16 protein-coding genes are annotated in these 16,726 nt (G+C 69.4%); 5 read left to right on the forward strand and 11 right to left on the reverse strand.

Annotated elements, in window-relative coordinates; genetic code table 11:
- Positions 1-8 precede the first annotated feature (8 nt).
- Positions 9-791, reverse strand: a complete 783-nt coding sequence (locus tag H8F25_RS06705; protein ID WP_231597212.1) for an SDR family NAD(P)-dependent oxidoreductase — start codon at positions 789-791, stop codon at positions 9-11.
- A 373-nt stretch (positions 792-1,164) separates the two neighbouring features.
- Here H8F25_RS06705 and H8F25_RS06710 point away from each other — a divergent pair, with 373 nt between their 5' ends.
- Together H8F25_RS06710 and H8F25_RS06715 are read left to right on the forward strand one after the other, a co-directional pair.
- A complete protein-coding gene (locus H8F25_RS06710; RefSeq protein WP_197212688.1) occupies positions 1,165-2,124 on the forward strand; it encodes a VOC family protein in 960 nt (319 codons plus the stop codon).
- Between the two features lie 103 nt (positions 2,125-2,227).
- Positions 2,228-2,719, forward strand: coding sequence for a DoxX family protein (locus tag H8F25_RS06715; RefSeq protein ID WP_197212690.1), 492 nt, complete (start codon positions 2,228-2,230; stop codon positions 2,717-2,719).
- Between the two features lie 51 nt (positions 2,720-2,770).
- On the opposite strand, the gene H8F25_RS06720 is transcribed toward H8F25_RS06715, so the two are convergent.
- From H8F25_RS06720 to hemL, 9 genes are all read right to left on the reverse strand, one after another.
- Positions 2,771-3,178, reverse strand: coding sequence for a hypothetical protein (locus H8F25_RS06720; RefSeq protein WP_231597214.1), 408 nt, complete (start codon positions 3,176-3,178; stop codon positions 2,771-2,773).
- A gap of 50 nt (positions 3,179-3,228) precedes the next feature.
- Positions 3,229-4,653 (reverse strand): NAD(P)/FAD-dependent oxidoreductase, encoded by a 1,425-nt coding sequence (locus tag H8F25_RS06725; protein ID WP_197212692.1) that lies wholly within the window; start codon positions 4,651-4,653, stop codon positions 3,229-3,231.
- Between the two features lie 138 nt (positions 4,654-4,791).
- Positions 4,792-5,256: a winged helix-turn-helix domain-containing protein gene (locus tag H8F25_RS06730; protein WP_197212694.1), complete on the reverse strand. Its 465-nt coding sequence runs from the start codon at positions 5,254-5,256 to the stop codon at positions 4,792-4,794.
- Positions 5,257-5,379: 123 nt separating this feature from the next.
- Complete coding sequence (locus H8F25_RS06735; RefSeq protein WP_197212695.1) at positions 5,380-6,150, reverse strand: ABC transporter ATP-binding protein; 771 nt, start codon at positions 6,148-6,150, stop codon at positions 5,380-5,382.
- Positions 6,147-6,911 carry an ABC transporter ATP-binding protein gene (locus H8F25_RS06740; RefSeq protein WP_197212697.1) on the reverse strand — a complete coding sequence of 255 codons (765 nt, stop codon included), beginning with the start codon at positions 6,909-6,911 and terminating at the stop codon, positions 6,147-6,149. Before H8F25_RS06740 ends, H8F25_RS06735 begins: the two co-directional genes overlap by 4 nt.
- Positions 6,908-7,798 (reverse strand): branched-chain amino acid ABC transporter permease, encoded by an 891-nt coding sequence (locus H8F25_RS06745; protein ID WP_231597216.1) that lies wholly within the window; start codon positions 7,796-7,798, stop codon positions 6,908-6,910. Before H8F25_RS06745 ends, H8F25_RS06740 begins: the two co-directional genes overlap by 4 nt.
- Positions 7,799-7,832: 34 nt before the next feature.
- Complete coding sequence (locus H8F25_RS06750) at positions 7,833-8,774, reverse strand: branched-chain amino acid ABC transporter permease (protein WP_197212699.1); 942 nt, start codon at positions 8,772-8,774, stop codon at positions 7,833-7,835.
- The gene (locus H8F25_RS06755) at positions 8,771-10,054 is read right to left on the reverse strand and encodes an ABC transporter substrate-binding protein (protein ID WP_197212701.1); all 1,284 of its coding nucleotides are present in this window, start codon (positions 10,052-10,054) and stop codon (positions 8,771-8,773) included. Before H8F25_RS06755 ends, H8F25_RS06750 begins: the two co-directional genes overlap by 4 nt.
- Before the next feature lie 13 nt (positions 10,055-10,067).
- A complete protein-coding gene (gene hemL, locus H8F25_RS06760; RefSeq protein ID WP_370525878.1) occupies positions 10,068-11,306 on the reverse strand; it encodes a glutamate-1-semialdehyde 2,1-aminomutase in 1,239 nt (412 codons plus the stop codon).
- 552 nt (positions 11,307-11,858) lie between these two features.
- On the opposite strand from hemL, the gene H8F25_RS06765 reads away from it, so the two are divergent.
- Together H8F25_RS06765 and H8F25_RS06770 are read left to right on the forward strand one after the other, a co-directional pair.
- Positions 11,859-13,256, forward strand: coding sequence for an FAD-linked oxidase C-terminal domain-containing protein (locus tag H8F25_RS06765; protein ID WP_231597325.1), 1,398 nt, complete (start codon positions 11,859-11,861; stop codon positions 13,254-13,256).
- A gap of 160 nt (positions 13,257-13,416) precedes the next feature.
- Positions 13,417-14,172 carry a sulfite exporter TauE/SafE family protein gene (locus tag H8F25_RS06770; protein ID WP_231597217.1) on the forward strand — a complete coding sequence of 252 codons (756 nt, stop codon included), beginning with the start codon at positions 13,417-13,419 and terminating at the stop codon, positions 14,170-14,172.
- 154 nt (positions 14,173-14,326) lie between these two features.
- Here the strand turns inward: H8F25_RS06770 and H8F25_RS17650 are convergent, their stop codons facing one another.
- On the reverse strand, positions 14,327-15,889 hold the full coding sequence (locus H8F25_RS17650; protein WP_231597218.1) for a chromate transporter: 1,563 nt from the start codon (positions 15,887-15,889) through the stop codon (positions 14,327-14,329).
- 353 nt (positions 15,890-16,242) lie between these two features.
- Between H8F25_RS17650 and H8F25_RS06785 the strand changes: the two genes are divergently transcribed.
- Positions 16,243-16,674, forward strand: coding sequence for an Rrf2 family transcriptional regulator (locus H8F25_RS06785; RefSeq protein WP_197212709.1), 432 nt, complete (start codon positions 16,243-16,245; stop codon positions 16,672-16,674).
- Positions 16,675-16,726 lie beyond the last annotated feature (52 nt).

A 16,726-nucleotide genomic window follows, 5' to 3' on the forward strand; every position in this document is an offset into this window, starting at 1 on the left:
GCTCCTCCTCACAGCCCGGGGCTGCTCTGCATGATGCCGCCGTCGACGAACAGGGTGGTGGCGGTGATGTAGCTGGCGAAATCACTGGCGAGGAAGGCCACCACTGAGGCGATCTCATCAGGGCTGGCCATGTGACCCAGGGGGATGGCGGCGTTGAGCTTGGCCAGCAACTCCGGGTTGTTCATCGTCACATCGTTGATCGGGGTGGCGACAGCGCCCGGACCCACATTCACCATGTGGATGCCGTTCTTGGCCAGCTCCAGCCCGGCGGTGCGCGTCATCATCCGCATGCCACCCTTGGAGAGGCAATAGACCGTGTTATCGGGCATCGGCCAGTCCTCATGCACCGAGGAGATGTTGATGATGCGCCCCTTGATGTCCTTGGCGATCATGTCCTTGGCCACGTACTGGGTGGCGAAGAAGGCCGCCTTGAGGTTCACATCCATCACCATGTCGTACTGCTCGGGTGTGGTGTCGAGCAGTGAGGTGCGGGTCTCGAGGCCGGCGTTGTTGACGAGCACATCGATGCGGCCGAAGTGCTCGATCGTCTGCTGCACCATGCGCTCCAGCTGATCGGGCTTGCCGATGTCGGCCTGCACACCGAACGCCTGACCACCGGCCTGGGTGATGGCGGCGACCATCGCCTCGGTGGCCTCAGGGTGGGAGCGGTAGTTGATCGCCACAGCGGCACCACGGCTGGCCATCACCTCAGCGATCGATTTGCCGATGCCGCTGTTGGCACCGGTGATCAGAGCGACCTTGCCTCTCAGCAGCGTTTCAAGAGACGTCACGGTCATGAAGGAGGTGGGAGCAGGCGTGCGAAGAAGCGACGAACCGACACCCCCGGGATCGCGCAGGCCCGACGGGGGTTCCGGGCAACGCTAGGCAGCGCCTTGCGAGCGCGCCACAGCGAAGAGAGGAATCCACCTGGAGATCGCCGCCCCGAGCGATCCGACACCGCAACAGGCGGACGGCCATGGCCAGGCCTGACGGTTGGCGAGCACCGCAACCGCGCGGCCTCGGGGCCGGACAACGACAACGGCTGTGACGGGACCTCTCGAGCAGGCGGGGCTCCCGCTCTGACAGGCTCACGCTCTGACAACCGTCGCCGCGGCCGGTACGGTCCGGGAAGGCCCGCAGCCAACCTTCCCCAGAGGCGCGTCGATGGATCTCCCCCACATCCACTGCGTCGGCTTCACCTGCGGCGACGCCGAAGCCCTCGCCGCCTGGTATGGCCGCGCCTTCGGCTTCCGCGTGCGCGAGCAACGCGATCACGACGTCGATGCCGTCTGCGGTCTGGTGGGCCTGCCGGGCGCCCGGCTGCGGCGGCTGAGCCTGCAGCTGGGTGAGGAGCAGCTGGAGCTCCATCAGGTGCTTGATCCAGGCCCGCACCGCACCGGCCGGCCCGTGCGGGCGGACTCGCGCAGCAACGACCTCTGGTTCCAGCACATCTGTCTGGTGACCACCGATCTTCAGGGCGTAGCGGCGCCAATCGAGAAGCAGATTCACGCCGGAGCCCTGCAGCCGATCTCCAGCGCCCCTCAGCGCCTGCCGGACTGGAACACCGCCGCCGGCATCGTCGCGTTCAAGTTCCACGATCCCGACGGCCATCCGCTCGAGCTGCTCCAGTTCCCACCGGAGAAGGGCGACGCCCGCTGGCATCAGCCGAGCGAGGCGGCGGTGCTGGGCCTCGATCACAGCGCCATCGGCATCAGCGATCCGGAGCGCAGCCGACGCTTCTACGGCGAGCTGCTGGGGCTGAGCCACGGGGGTGGCGGCACCAACAGCGGCCCCGAGCAGGACAGGCTCGATGGTCTGCAGGGCACCCGGGTGCAGATCGACGCCTGGAGGCCGCCGCAGGGTATGGGGATCGAATCGCTCGCTTACCGCGCACCCGGCGGCGGCAGGCCCCAGCCGGCGGATCACGGCTTCCAGGATCTGAGCCACTGGCAGCTGCGGCTGGAAGTGAACGATCTGGAGGACATCGCCGCCCGCGCCGGGGGCTGTGGGGGAACCCTGATCTCACCAGGCGTGATCACCCTGGGGGAGAGCCTGCCGCCCTGGCGCCTCGGCCTGCAGCTGGCCGATCCCGACGGACACCGGCTGCAGGTGGTGAGCCGCTGAACCTCAGGCGCACAGGTTCGACCGATCCGGTCAGCAGATGGACTCGGGTCATGGCGCCGCCTGGCAACACCCTTAGGCTGCAACCAACTGCATCGCAAACGCCATGGATGTAACGGTGGTCGAGCTGCTGATTCCAGCACATCCCTCCACGCTGGCCCAGGCGATGTTGCTGCTGCTGCGAGTGTTCGTCGGGATCTGCTTCATCCGCCACGGCTGGCCAAAGCTGCGCAACCTCTCCACCTGGGCGGAGGCGATGAAAACCCCGAAATGGCTCTGTTTTCTCTCGGCCTTCTCGATGTGGGGAGCGGGCATCGCGCTGATTCCGGGACTGCTGACCCCCCTGGCCGCCCTGGCGATCCTTGTGTCGATGCTGTATGCGGCCGTGCTGGAGATCAGTCAGGGACTGCCATTCATCGCCCCGGATCCTTATCAGATTCCAGCCGGTGATTACGTGGGGCCCAATGGCATCGGCGATCCACCCAGCTGGGAGAAGGCGGCTATGTATGTGGTGATGTGCCTGGTGCTGATCGGTTGCGGCGGTGGCCTCTTCTCACTGGACAACCTGCTGCTCGCCGATCTGCTCATGAACCTCTGATGGACTGCGCCCCCCTGATGACAAGGGGGGCGTGATGCCCATGCGGGTGGATCAGCGCGGCACGCCGTTGTAGATCACCTGCACGACGCTGCGCCCATCCGGGGCGATCAGCAGCTCGGTCTCCAGAGTGGGGGGAATGTTCAGCACCTGCCAGCCGGGAGGCCCTCCGAGAAAGCGGAACAGAAAGCCCTGCTCGTTGCTCTCCACCAGACAGGGGTTCTCCGGCGCCGAGGTGGTGAACATGCAGGCGGCCGGGCGATACACCGTCAACCCACCATTGAGACTCACCCCGGTGTTGCGCGCCAGATTGAGAGCGCGGACCGCATTGAAGGGGACGCCACCCTGCTGAGCCCACACCGGCAGGCTCACCAGCAGCAGCGAGCCGCAGCCCAGCAACAGGTTGGTGACATGGCGGCGGGAGCCGGACAGACGTCGGTGGAGAGAACGCGGCAGCTGCATTGGAGGCGCGTGGTCGAAGCGACTCAGTATCGCCTGAGCGCATGGGAATTTCAGCCCGCCGCCACAGGCGGCTCCACAGGGGCGGGGGTCTCCGATTCCACCCGTTCGAGCCCCACCTCCACATTCATGTGCTGATCCGGCCGGCCGGTGATCAGCAGCGAGGCGCGCTCGCCGACGGCAATGTTCCACATCCACTTCACCAGCAGGCTGAGACGGTTCTCCATCGCCGGCATGAAGGCCAGGTGGGCCAGGCCCCACAGCAGCCAGCCCACGGCGCCCGACACCCGCCAGCCGCGCAGATCGGCCACGGCATACCAGCGACCGATCACCGCCATGCTGCCGAAATCCAGCCAGCGGAACGGTGCCTGCTGCGTGCGGCCCTGCACTCCGGCCAGGATGTCACGGGCAACCCAGTCGCCCATCTGCACCGCCGGCCCGGCCATGCCTGGGAGGGGTTTGCCGTCGGTGGTGTGGCTGTAGGAGCAGAGATCACCGATGACGCGGATCTCCGGATGGCCCGGGATCGAGAAATCGGGCTCCACCACCACCCGGCCGCCGCGGTCCGCAATGCAGCCGGTGCGCTCCGCCAGCAGCTTGCCCAGGTGGGAAGCCCTCACCCCGGCGGTCCAGCAGATCGTGGCCGCCTCGATCACCTGCGTCTGCGGTTCCGAGCCCTCCGGCCCCTTGAAGCTGATCGTCACCTTGCCGTTCTCGATCGCCTGCACCCGGCCACCGAGCACCAGCTCGACTCCGCGGGAGCGCAGGAACCCCTCAGCCGCCGCCGAGAGGCTCGGATGCATGGCCCGCAGCAGCCGATCGCCGGGATCCACCAGCACGATGCGGCTGTCGGCGGGATCCACCTGGCGGAAAAAGCGGCTGAGGCTCTTCTGGGTGAGATCACTCAGGGAACCGGCCAGCTCACAGCCGGAGGGGCCACCACCGATCACCACCACCGACTGCAGGAAGCGACGCCGTTCGCGATCCGGTGTCTGCTCGGCCTCCTCGATCGCCGACAGCAGCCGGCGGCGGATCTCATCGGCATGCTCGAGGATCTTCATCGGCGGCGCCTCGGCGCGCCAGTTCTCATGGCCGAAGTAACTGCTGCCTGATCCGGTGGCCAGAATCAGATGGTCGTAGCGATAGCGGCGATCGTTGAACACCAGCTCACGGTTGGCGGGATCGAGATCGACGACCTCACCAAGCAGCACCTGCACGTTGGTGGCCTTCTCGAGAAGACTCCGCAGCGGCGTGGCCACATCCGCCTCCGCCACCAGACCGGTGGCGACCTGATAGAGCAGCGGCTGAAACAGGTTGAAATTGCGCTTATCGATCAACGTCACCCGCACCGGTTGTCCAGCGAGGGCACTGGCTGCCTTGACCCCGGCGAACCCACCCCCCACGATCACGACATGGGGCCAGGCCGCCATGGCCTCGAACGGCGGCGGGAGTTCGAGGAAGAAACGCTCCCTGACCATGGCGGCGTGTCCGTCGGTGTGGCCGTACGGTATCGAGGACAGCCGTTGAGCACAGCCAGCCGTCCTGAGATCCGGAACGGTGGGGATCAGAGCCCGCTGCGTCGCAGGGATGCCGCCACAGAGCAGCCGCTCCCCGGCTCAGTGAACAGCCTGGAGGTTCATTCGCGGCAAGGTTGCCACCGCCGAAATCGGGCGATCCTGATCCTCCCGAAGCTGAGCCATGGCCGCTGCGGTGGCGGCGGGGCAGTCCCCGTCTCCATGACGGCCAACGCAGAACTGCGTGGAGGTGTCGTGAGGGATGGTCACCGGCTGGGTGAGCATATAACCACGGCCATAGATATTGCGGATCAGTTCATTGGCACTGGATCCTGCGGCGAGACGATTGCGCAATCCATGAATCGCGCGCGCCAGGCTCACATCGCTGACATCGCTCCGCCCCCAGACATTGATGACGATGCGCTCCTTGTCCAGCACCTGCTGGGGATGGGAGCACAGATACGACAGCAGACGCAGCTGAAGAGGTGACAGCGGCACGAGCGTGTCATCGATCCACAGACTTTCGTTGTCCTTCACGCTGAAGGGACCGAAGCGGTACGTGACCATGGGTCTATACCGACCGAAGGATTCTTGAATAATCGACGCAGGAAACCGCCTCTGTCCATACTCAGAACTGAGTAGCGGATCTGCTGCAGGCCACAGCCCGCCCGCCGCCTGAGTGGAACGCTCCTACGCAGAGGCGGCGGAGCCCAGGTAGGAGGCGCGCAGCTCCGCATCCTCCAGCAGCATCCGGGCCGGACCCTGCAGGCGAATCGCTCCCCCCTCCAGCACCACACCCCGATCGGCGATCGCCAGCGCGGCGCTGGCGTTCTGTTCGACCAGCAGCATCGAGAGGCCCTCCCGGTGCAGGGCGGCCAGGGCCGCCATCAGCTCAGCGACCAGCTTCGGCGCCAGGCCCAGACTCGGTTCATCCAGCAGCAGCAGGCGCGGCCGGGCCATCAGAGCGCGGGCGATCGCCAGCATCTGCTGCTCTCCCCCCGACAGGCTGCCCGCCAGCTGCTGACGCCGCTCGGCCAGCCGAGGGAACAGGGCATAACAACGATCACGATCGGCGGTGATGGCGGCCCGATCGCGGCGCAGCCAGGCCCCCAGGTCCAGATTGGCGGCGACGCTCTGGCGCGCCAGCACCCGGCGTCCTTCCGGGCAGTGGACGATGCCCAGGCGCACCGTGGCCTCGGTGCGCAGCCGCGCCAGATCGCGTCCGCACCAGTGGAGGCTGCCGGCCGAGGGGTCCACCAGCCGCGAGATCGCCCGCAGCGTGGTGGTCTTGCCGGCACCGTTGGCCCCCAGCAACGCCACCAGCTCTCCCTGGCGGAGGCACAGATCCAGACCCCGCACCGCCGGGATGGCGCCGTAGTGCACCGTCAGCCGCCTCAGCTCCAGCAGCGGCGGGACCGGAGCATCCGGAGATGCAACAGGAGTGCTGCGGACGACGCTCATGCGGTGCCCCCCAGATAGGCCTCGACCACCCTGGGATCGCTGCGCACCGCGTCGGGAACCCCCAGGGCGATGCGCCGGCCGAAGTTGAGCACGGCGATGCGGTCGCACAGACCCATCACCAGCGGCACGTGATGCTCGATCAACAGGATCGTCAGCGCGAAACGCTCGCGCAGGCGCCGGATCAGATCGGTGAGATCGTCCTTTTCGGCGGGGTTCATGCCGGCGGCCGGCTCATCGAGCAGCAGCAACCGCGGCCCTGTGGCCAGAGCCCGTGCGATCTCCAGACGCCGACGCTCGCCATAGGACAGGGACCCGGCCGGCCGCGCCGTCACATCGGCCAGCTCCACCAGTTCGAGCAGCTCGGCCACCTGGCGCCGTCGGGCGCCCCAGCCGGCTCCGGCCTGCGGTTGGCGCAGCCGCTGCTGCAGGCCCACCTCGACGTTCTCCCCGACGCTGAGACTCTCGAACAGACGCAGGTTCTGAAAGGTGCGGGCGATGCCGAGACGGTTGATGCCATGGGGCTCGAGCCCATCGAGGCGGCATCCCGCCAGGCGGAGGCGGCCGGCGCTGGCCGTCGTCACGCCGGAGAGGGCATTGAAGAGGGTCGTCTTACCAGCGCCGTTCGGGCCGATCAGCCCGAAGATCTCGCCTTCGTGGACGCTCAGGCTCACCTGATCCAGGGCTGTGAGGCCACCGAAGCGGCAGGTGAGTCCGTCCACCTCCAGCAGCGGTTCGGCAGGGGTGGCGTTCAGGAGGCTCATCGTGCTGCCCCCCGCCCCAGGGAACCGAGGCGCTCGAGCAGCGCCGGCGTGATCAGCCCCTGCGGCGCCAGCACCGGTCCCAGCAGGATCACCAGACCGAACAGCACCAGGCGTGCGTCACCCACCGGTCGCAGCAGCTCCGGCAGAGCGGTGAGCAGCAGACCACCGAACACCGGCCCCAGCCAGGTGCGCGATCCCCCCAGGATCACGAACGCGAGGGTGGCGACACTGGCGTCAAAGGTGCCCTGGCGGGCATTCCAGGTGTTGAGGAAATGGGCCGCCAGCACGCCGGTGGCGCCGGCAAGCACGGCGCTGAGCACGAAGGCTCTGAGCTTCACCTGGGTGGTGTCGATGCCGAGGCACTCGGCGGCCAGCTCGTCATCGCGGATCGCGGCCATCGCCTGCCCCAGCGGCAGGGCTTCGAGGCGCTGACAGAACCAGCCGGCCAGAGTCAGCAGCCCCAGCACCGGGAGCAGATAGCCGCTGGCTTCGGCGAAGGGCTGGGGAATGCCGAAGATGCCGACGGCACCGCCGGTGAACGGCAGGTTGAGGATCGCCACCCGCACGATCTCCACCAGAGCGATGGTGGCGATCGCCAGATAGATCCCCCGCAGCCGCAGCACCAGGCCCCCCAGCAGGGCGGCCAGCACGCCGGCGAGCAACCCGCCCAGCAACAGCTCCAGCAGCAGCGACAGGACTGGGAGGGAGCCGTCCACCCCGCCCCCGAGCAGCGCCCAGCGGGTGGACAGCAGCGCCGCGAGGGTGCCACCGATGGCGTAGAAGGCTGGCGTCGCCAGTGACAGCTGCCCCGCCGCCAGCGGCAGGTAGACCGACAGCCCGAGCAGGGCTCCCAGCAGCATCTGCACGAGCAGGCCGTTGTCGATCACGGGGTGCCGCCTCTCATCGCGCCCAGTCTGTCCACTACACCTTGTCCACCTGAACGCGGCCGAGCAGGCCCCCTGGCCGCAGCAGCAGCACCCCGAACAGGATCGCGAAAGCGAGAGCATCGCGCCAGCCGGAGGCATCGGCCGGCACCAGCGCCTCGGCCAGGCCCATCAGCAGACCGCCGGCGATGGCGCCGGGCACGCTGCCGAGCCCGCCGAGCACCAGCACCGCCAGGCCCTTGAGGCCGTAGCTGATGCCGAAGTAGGGGCCGGTGAGGCTGACGCTGAGGCCCACCAGGCCGCCACCCAGGCCTGCGAGCACACCGCTCAACGCGAAAGCCAGCCGCACCATCGCGTCGCTGTCGATGCCCAGGAGCCGGGCCGTGGTGAAGTCCTCGGCGACGGCCCGCAGCGCCTTGCCGCCCCGGCTGCGCTCCAGCCAGAGGCTGAGCAGCAGAACCGCCCCGGCACAGATGGCCAGCAGCAGCAGCTGGATCGTGCGGATGCGGGCACCACCGAGCATGACCATGTCGGGCAGACCGGCCAGCGCCCCCGCACCGTCGGGGAAGGCATAGCCCTCGGCGCCCATCAGGATCTGGAGCAGGTTCACCAGCACCACGCCGGCTCCCAGGCTGGTGATCAGCGACTGCAGCGGTTCGGCACCGCGGCGCCGCAGCGGCGCGAAGGCCACACGCTCCACCAGCAGCGAGGCCAGGGCCGTGAGCAGCGCCGCCAGCAGCAGGGCCAGCCCGAAGGGCAGGGCCACCGGCAGACCGAGGCCGGGCCAGGCGCCGTTGACGCCGATGCGGCCGCCCATCAGCAGATAGGTGGCGTAACCACCCAGGCTGAACAGGGCGCCCTGGGCGAAGTTGATCACGCCCAGCACCGAGAAGACCAGCGTGTAACCCAGAGCCACCAGGGCATAGACACCCCCGCTGGCAACGCCGTTGAGCAGGGTCTGCAGGAGTGACTCCATCATCCGCCGCCCTCCTCGAGCGAGCGCTCACGCACCAACGTGAACTTGCCATCCCGGCCGCCGGGGCCCATGCGCACCTCCGCGACGAAGAAGCGCCCCTGGATCACCTCCCCCTCCGGGCTGAACCGGATCGGACCCAGCGGCGTGTCGTAGCGGCCGGACAGCAGTTCGGTCATCAGCCGCCGGCGCGCCTCCGCCAGGCTGACACCCTGCAGACCGCCGCCGCGCTGCAGGCGCTGGATCGCCTCGAACAGCACCTGATACGCCGTCCAGGCCTGGGCCGTCAGCTGGGACGGCGGCGCCTCCCCCTTGCTGCGGCGATGCAGGGCGAGGAAAGCGCGGTTGATCGGCGTGTCGAGATCGGGGCTGTAGGCCTGGGCGATGAGGATGCCGTCGCACCAGCGCTGACAGATCGGATAGATGTTGGGCGTGTTGAGACCGTTGCCGACCACGATCTGGCCGCGATAGCCGAGTTCGCGCAGCTGGCGGATCAGGTTGCCGCCATCCACCGCCTGCGCCGAGATCACCACCAGCTGAGGGCGCAGCGGCAGCACCGCGGTGATGGCACTCTGGAAATCGTTCTGACCCAGCTGGGTGCGCTGCACGCTCACCGGCCTGAGGCCCTTCGCCGTCAGGGCCTTCTGGAAGATCGCCACCTCGGCGGTGCTGTAGGCGTCGTCCTGGGCATAGAAGACCGCCACCCGGCTGAGCCCCGGATCGCGCTGCAGGGCCTCCTCGATCGACAGGGGGGCGATCACCGAGCTCTGGGCGGAGACGCGGCTGATGAAGTGGCCGATCTGGGGAATCCCCTTCGCGGTGTTGGAGGGGGCCACCACCGGCACCCCACGCCGCTGGGCGATCGGATCGGCGGCGAAGGCCTGCTGCGAGAGGGTGGGGCCGATCAGCGCCACCACGCCCCGCCGGAGCATCAGGTTGAAGGCGGCGATCGCGCTCTGCTCGTCGGAGGCGCCGTCCTCCAGGCTCAGCAGCACGGGGCGGGGGAAGGCGGCTGGATCGCGCCGGGCCCGGTCGGCGGCCCAGCGCTCGGCCAGGCCGATGCCGAGCCTCTGGTCCTGGCCGTAGAGGTTGGCGTTGCCGGTGAGGGCGATCACCGCCCCGAGGGTGAGAGCACCGCCTGCGGCGGCAGGGGGCGGCAATGGCTGCGCGGCTGGATCAGCGCGGCGGCCCAGCAGGGCGATGCCTCCGACAGCCGCGGCCAGCAGGGCGGCCAGGCGCAGGGCACCGCGCTGGCGACGATCCAGTGGGGTCGCGTCAGAGGGCACCGCCCGGACCGGATCAGGCGATGGAGGCGAAGGCGTCCCAGAAGGCCGCGATCGTGGCGTCGATGTCGGCGTCGCTGTGGGCCAGCGAAGTGAAGCCGGCCTCAAACGAACTCGGCGCCAGATAGACACCCCGCTCGAGCATCGCGCGGTGCAGCCTGCCGAAACGGGCACTGTCGGTGGCCTTGGCCTCCTCGAAGTTGCGCACCGGCCCTTCGCACAGGAAGAAACCGAACATGGCACTGATGTGGCCGCCGCAATAGGGCAGACCGGCTGCGCGGGCCGCGGCTTCGATGCCCTGGCTGAGGCGGGCGGTGATCGCTTCGAGCCGCTCATAGCTGCCGGGCTGCCGGAGCAGCTCCAGCGTCTTGATGCCGGCGGTCATCGCCAGCGGGTTGCCGCTGAGAGTGCCGGCCTGGTACATCGGCCCAGCCGGTGCCACCATCGCCATGATGTCGGCGCGGCCGCCGTAGGCCCCCACCGGCAGACCGCCGCCGATCACCTTGCCCATGGTGGTGAGATCGGGGGTGATGCCGAACTTGGCCTGTGCGCCGCCGTAGCTGATCCGGAAGCCGGTCATCACCTCGTCGAACACCAGCAGGGCGCCATGCTCACGGGTGATCTCGCGCAGCCCCTCGAGGAAGCCGGGCTCGGGGGTGATGAAGCCGGCATTGCCGACCACCGGCTCGAGGATCACACCGGCGATCTCACCGGCATTGGCAGCGAACAGCTGCTTGACCGCCTCCAGATCGTTGTAGGGAGCGGTGAGGGTGGAGGCGGTGGTGGCCTTCGGCACCCCGGGCGAGTCGGGCAGGCCGAGGGTGGCCACACCCGAACCGGCCTTCACCAGGAACATGTCGGCGTGGCCGTGGTAGCAGCCCTCGAACTTGATCACCTTCTCGCGGCCGGTGAAGGCGCGGATCAGGCGCAGCACCGCCATGCAGGCCTCGGTGCCGCTGTTGACGAAGCGCACCATCTCCACCGACGGCACCGCCTCGATCACCATCTCCGCCAGCTGGTTCTCCAGCAGGCAGGGGGCACCGAAGCTGGTGCCCTTCTCCAGGGCGGCCTGCAGGGCACCGATCACCTCGGGGTGCGCATGGCCGCAGATGGCCGGCCCCCAGCTGCCGACATAGTCGATGTAGCGGTTGCCGTCGACGTCCCAGGCGTAGGCGCCCTTGACATGGTCAAAGATGATCGGCTGACCGCCGACGGATTTGAAGGCGCGCACAGGAGAGCTGACGCCACCGGGCATCAGCTTCTGGGCTGCGGCGAAGATCTCCTCGGAACGGGCGGTGTTGAGGACAGGTGCCGAGACAGGCGCTGTGGGAGAAGCCGACAAGACGGGATCCGCGGACGGGAGCTGGGAAGCGACCAACATCTTGACCCAGCGGGGCGCGGATGTGCCTGCCAGGTCAACTTTCGTCTGAGGAGGCCATTGCCCCCGGCCGATCCCGGGTGCCCGCCCCGAACCGTCGCCGTCAGGGCGACCTGCATCCCGGAAGCAAGGCCTGGGGTGGTGCGGCCGCTCCGGCAGCAGCGGAACGGCCCAGGCATCGGGCACAGCCGGCTGCGGTCGAGACCGCCCCCGTCCCGGGCCCGCCCTCCCGCCTGATGAGCGCGACACCGTGAGTAGGTTCATGCCGGTCGTGTCCGATGCCAGTACCGCCGCGTGACGCCCGCACCGAGCCCGACAGCCGGCCCTGGAGCCAGCCTCAGGGGGCCCTCCCCGACCGCCCACGACTGGGCGGCCCCCGACTGGACAGCCCTCGAGCGGCGCTGCCGCGAGCTGCTGCCCGCCCGTGCCGTGGTCAGTGCCCGCCAGGAGCTGCTCAGCTACGACTGCGACGGCCTCACCCTGCACCGCTACCAGCCACCGCTGGTGGTGCTGCCGGAAACCACCGAGCAGGTGGCGGCCGTGGTGCGCCTGTGTCATGAGCGCGGCATCCCGTTCGTGGCGCGCGGCAGCGGCACCGGCCTCTCCGGCGGCGCCCTGGCCGAGACACCCGCCCTGGTGATCGCCACCAGCCGCATGCGGGCGATCCTCAACCTCGATCTGGCCAACCGGCGTGTCACCGTGCAGCCGGGCGTGATCAACAGCTGGGTGAGCCGGGCGGTGGCCTCCGATGGCTTTTATTACGCCCCTGATCCCTCCAGCCAGGTGGCCTGCAGCATCGGCGGCAACGTTGCCGAGAACTCGGGCGGTGTGCACTGCCTCAAGTACGGCGTCACCAGCAACCACGTGCTCGGCCTTGAGGTGGTGCTGCCGGACGGCACCGTCACCACCCTGGGCGGGGAGCTGCCGGAGATGCCCGAACTTGACCTGCGCGGCGTGTTCATCGGCAGCGAGGGCACCCTGGGAATCACCACCGCCGTCACCCTGCGGCTGCTGCGCACGCCCGACAGCGTCGCGGTGCTGCTGGCCGATTTCACCTCGATGGAGGCTGCTGGCGAAGCGGTGCGGCTGGTGACCGAAGCGGCGGTGCAGCCGGCCGGGATGGAGATGATGGATCGCCTCTGCATCGAGGCGCTCAACGATTATTTCGGCACCGAGGAATACCCGGGCGATGCGGCGGCGGTGCTGCTGATCGAGCTCGACGGCATCGCCAGCGAGGTGGCCGAGGCGGTGACCCTGGCCAGCAGCCTCTGCCGCAGGGCCGGCGCCCGCACGATCCGCGAAGCGCGCGACCCGGAGGAACGGGCGCTGCTGTGGAAGGGCCGCAAGTCGGCGATCTCGGCCCTGGGCCGCCGCTTCCCCAGCTACTACCTGCAGGACGGCGTGGTGCCCCGGGGGGTGCTGCCGCGGGTGCTGGCGGAGATCGAGGCGCTGAGCGCCCGCCACGGGCTGCCGGTGGCGAACGTCTTCCACGCCGGCGACGGCAACCTGCATCCGCTGATCCTTTACCGCAGCAGCGAACCGGGGATCGGCGCACGGGTCGAGGCCCTCGGCGCCGAGATCATGGAGCTGTGCCTGGAGGTCGGCGGCAGCATCACGGGCGAGCACGGCGTCGGCATCGACAAGCGCTGCTACATGGACTGGATGTACAGCCCAGGCGATCTGGAGACGATGCAGTGGGTGCGCGATGCCCTCAACCCCCGCGGCCTGGCCAACCCCGGCAAGCTGTTTCCCACTCCCTCCGGCTGCGCCGAATCAGCCCGGCGGCAGCAACGCGATCCGGAACTGGCGGGTCTGGAGGTGTTCTGAGCGGCCTGCAGGCCGGCAACGGGTACTGGGGCCCCGGCCGCCAGCCAGGCTGGAAACCGGGGAGCGGCACCCTCTGGCCTGCTGTTTCTGCTCCAGCGGCAATGCACCGCAGCCCTGATGCGCCGATCGCGCCAGAGCCTCCCCGGCGAGGCGCGCCGTGATGGCGGATCCGTCGCGACTGGCGTCGGTGGCGGCCGCCGGGCTGGTGGCCGGCGCCGTCAATGCCCTCGCCGGCGGCGGCTCACTGATCAGCTTCCCGGCGCTGATCGCCGCCGGCCTGCCGCCGCTGCTGGCCAACGTCACCAACACCGTGGCCCTGGCCCCGGGCTATCTGGGCGGCGCCCTGGCCCAGCACCGGCAGCTGCGGGGACAGGGGGCGAGGCTGGCGCTGCTGTTGCCCTGCGCCGCCCTCGGCGGGCTGACGGGGGCCGGGCTTCTTCTGGTCAGCGATCCGCACCTGTTCGAGCGGCTGGTGCCCTGGCTGCTGCTCAGCGGCTCCCTGCTGCTGGCGCTGCAGCAACCGCTGGGGGCCTGGATCCGGCGTCAGGGCAGTGGCGAGTCGCCGGTTGGGGCCCTGGCAGCGCCCGCGGTGTTCGGCGCCGCCATCTACGGGGGGTATTTCGGCGCGGGGCTGAGCGTGATCGTGCTGGCGGCGCTGGCGCTGACCCTGCCGGACAACCTGACGCGCCTGAACGGTCTCAAGCAGGCGATCGCGCTGGTCTGCAATCTCCTGGCCGCCCTGCTGTTCGCCCTGCAGGCGCCGCTGGCCTGGACGGAGGTGGCAGTGATGGCATTCACCTCGCTGGCGGGTGGTGTGCTGGGCGGCCGACTGGCGGAGCGGCTCGATCCCGCCCGGCTGCGGGGCGTGGTGGTGGTGATCGGCCTGGTGATGGCAGTGGTGTATTTCCGGCGCTGAAGGCCGGCGGCGGACGGGCACAGCCCGAGCTGGGTGCCCCCAGGCAGCGGCTGACACCACGACCGTCGCGCAGGAAGGCGCAGGGCCGGGTGCGAGAGGGCTCGCAGCCTGGTCCGAAGATGCCCCCGTCAGGGAGCTCGTTCGTCATGCCGGCTCAGGTCAGAAGGGTCTGCAGCAGGGCGCGCAGCAATCCCAGAGCGACGGCCAGGCCGATCACCCGCAGCACGCTCCAGTGCCAGCGCAGCAGCAGCGCCAGCCCGAGCAGCAGCACCGTCAGAGCCACCCCGCTGGGCCAGGGCCCCTGACCGGCGGGCCAGAGCACGGGCCCGCTGAACAGCAGCGCCAGGCTGGCGATCACCCCCACCACCGCCGCGGTGATCGCGCGAAGCGGACCGTCCAGGCGCAGATCACCGCGGCTCGCCTCCACCAGCGGCGCCCCGGCGAGGATGAACAGGAACGAGGGCAGGAAGGTGAACCAGATGACCACCAGCGCCGCTGCGACTGCCAGCGACAGGGAGCCGGCCTGATTCCAGCCGCCCAGGAAGCCGACGAAGGCCACCACCATGATCAGCGGCCCTGGCGTGGTCTCGCCCAGGGCCAGCGCATCGACCATCTGGGGAGCGCTGAGCCAGTCGAAGCGCTGCACCGCCCCCTCCGCCACGTACGGCAGCACCGCATAGGCGCCACCGAAGCTCACCAGGGCCACCCGCGTGAAGAAGCGGGCCATCGTCGGCAGGATGCCGCCCCAGCCCTGCAGCAGGGTGAGCGCGAGCAGCGGCAGCATCAGGGCCATACCGCCGATGAGCAGGGTGCTCGCCAGAGCGCGACGACGGAAGCGGACATGGGGCGGGGAAGGGGTCCGATCCCCGTGGAGGGCCGCTGGAGCGGCGCGGTCTGACGCCGTTGGCCACTTGGAGCGCATCGCTCCACCGGCCTTGGGGGAGGCGGGATCTTGCCCGGATGGAGGGGAAGGGGTGGGCTCTGAACCTGATGGAGGCGACGAGAAGGTCTGGAGACCGGTTCTGGAGCCTGGAGAGAGTCCGGCGGGGACCCCGGTCTCCTGGACGGGATCCAGTGCATCGGGGACGCGCGATGAGGCCACCGGGACTGTCGTTCCTGCACCGGGCGCTTCAGTGGCGGCAGGGCTGTTCACCAGGGCGGAGCGGAATCTCGCGGCGAGGGCCCCGGCGAAGGCCACCAGCACGACCAGCAGGGGATAGGGCAGCAGCCGCAGGCTCTGGCTGGCGAAGGCCGCCGCCGCGATCGCCATCAGGAACGGGGTGTGCAGGGTGCGCCGGCCCAGGCGCCAGGCCGCCTGCAGCACGATCGCCAGCACGGTCGGCTGCAGCACCGCGAACAGGGCGCTCAGCAGGGGCAGGTGGCCCCACAGCGCATAGGCGCTGGCCAGGGCCAGCAGCATCAGGATCGCCGGCAGCAGGAACAGCCCACCGGCGATCAGGCCACCGGCCGTGCCATGCATCAGCCAGCCCAGGTAGGTGGCCAGCTGGGTGGCCTCCGGCCCCGGCAGCAGCATGCAGTAGTTGAGGGCGTGCAGGAAGCGCCGCTCCGAGAGCCAGCGGCGGCGCTCCACCAGCTCCTCATGCAATAGGGCGATCTGACCGGCCGGTCCGCCGAAGCTCACCAGCCCCAGCCGCAGCCAGAAGCGGGAGGCTTCAGCCAGGGAGACGGCCGCAGGGGTGGTGGGCGGTGAGGTCATCAAGCGGTTCAGCGGTTCAGGCTCCAGCGGCACCCGTCCGGGAGGAGGGAGGCGTGCGTCGACGCTGCCTGCGATGCATCACGGGCCGATGCCGTGACAGTGGAAGGAGGTCAATTCCGGGAAGACGGCTCCAGGCCAACTGCAGCGAGGCCAGCGTGACGGGGCATCAGCCCTGCCGCAGGTTGTCTGGACCACACCGATCGCCGCTGGCGGCCCCCAGCTGATCCTCGCCGGCCTCTGTGCCCGAAAGGCGCGGGACGAGCCTGGCCTCCCGGTGGCGCCGGGGAACAGTGGCGTAGGAGAACAGCGGAACGGGGACTGCGACAATCCCCACACGTCGAGCGGGGAATGGTTTGGCTCTCAGCGCGAAGGTTCGCTACGGGATCGTCGCGCTGATCGAGCTGGCCGCCATTCACGCGCAGGGGGGCGTGCTGCAGGTGGGCGAGATCGCCCAGCGCCAGAGCATCCCCGACCGCTACCTCGAGCAGATGCTCACCACTCTCCGGCGCGCACGCATCCTGCGCAGCATCCGCGGACCGAAAGGTGGCTTTCAACTGGCACGACCTCCGGCGGAGGTCCCCCTCCTGGAGGTGGTGGCGGCCCTGGAGGGGGAGAGTCCGGCGCGGGATCTGACGGCGCGGACCACGCCTGAATTCGAGGTGCTCACGACGCTGGAGGATCAGCTCGAGCGTGCCAGGACCGCCCTTCTTGCGGGCACCACGCTGCAGGACCTGCTCGAGGAGCGCGACCAGCGGCTGCAGGCCCAGGTGATGTACTTCATCTGATGTCTTCCCCCAGCCCGCGATCGACCGGGGGAGAGGCGACGTCCCTGACGGC

The organism is Synechococcus sp. CBW1004, from assembly GCF_015840715.1.
In the GTDB taxonomy this organism is placed as follows: Bacteria; Cyanobacteriota; Cyanobacteriia; order PCC-6307; family Cyanobiaceae; genus Cyanobium.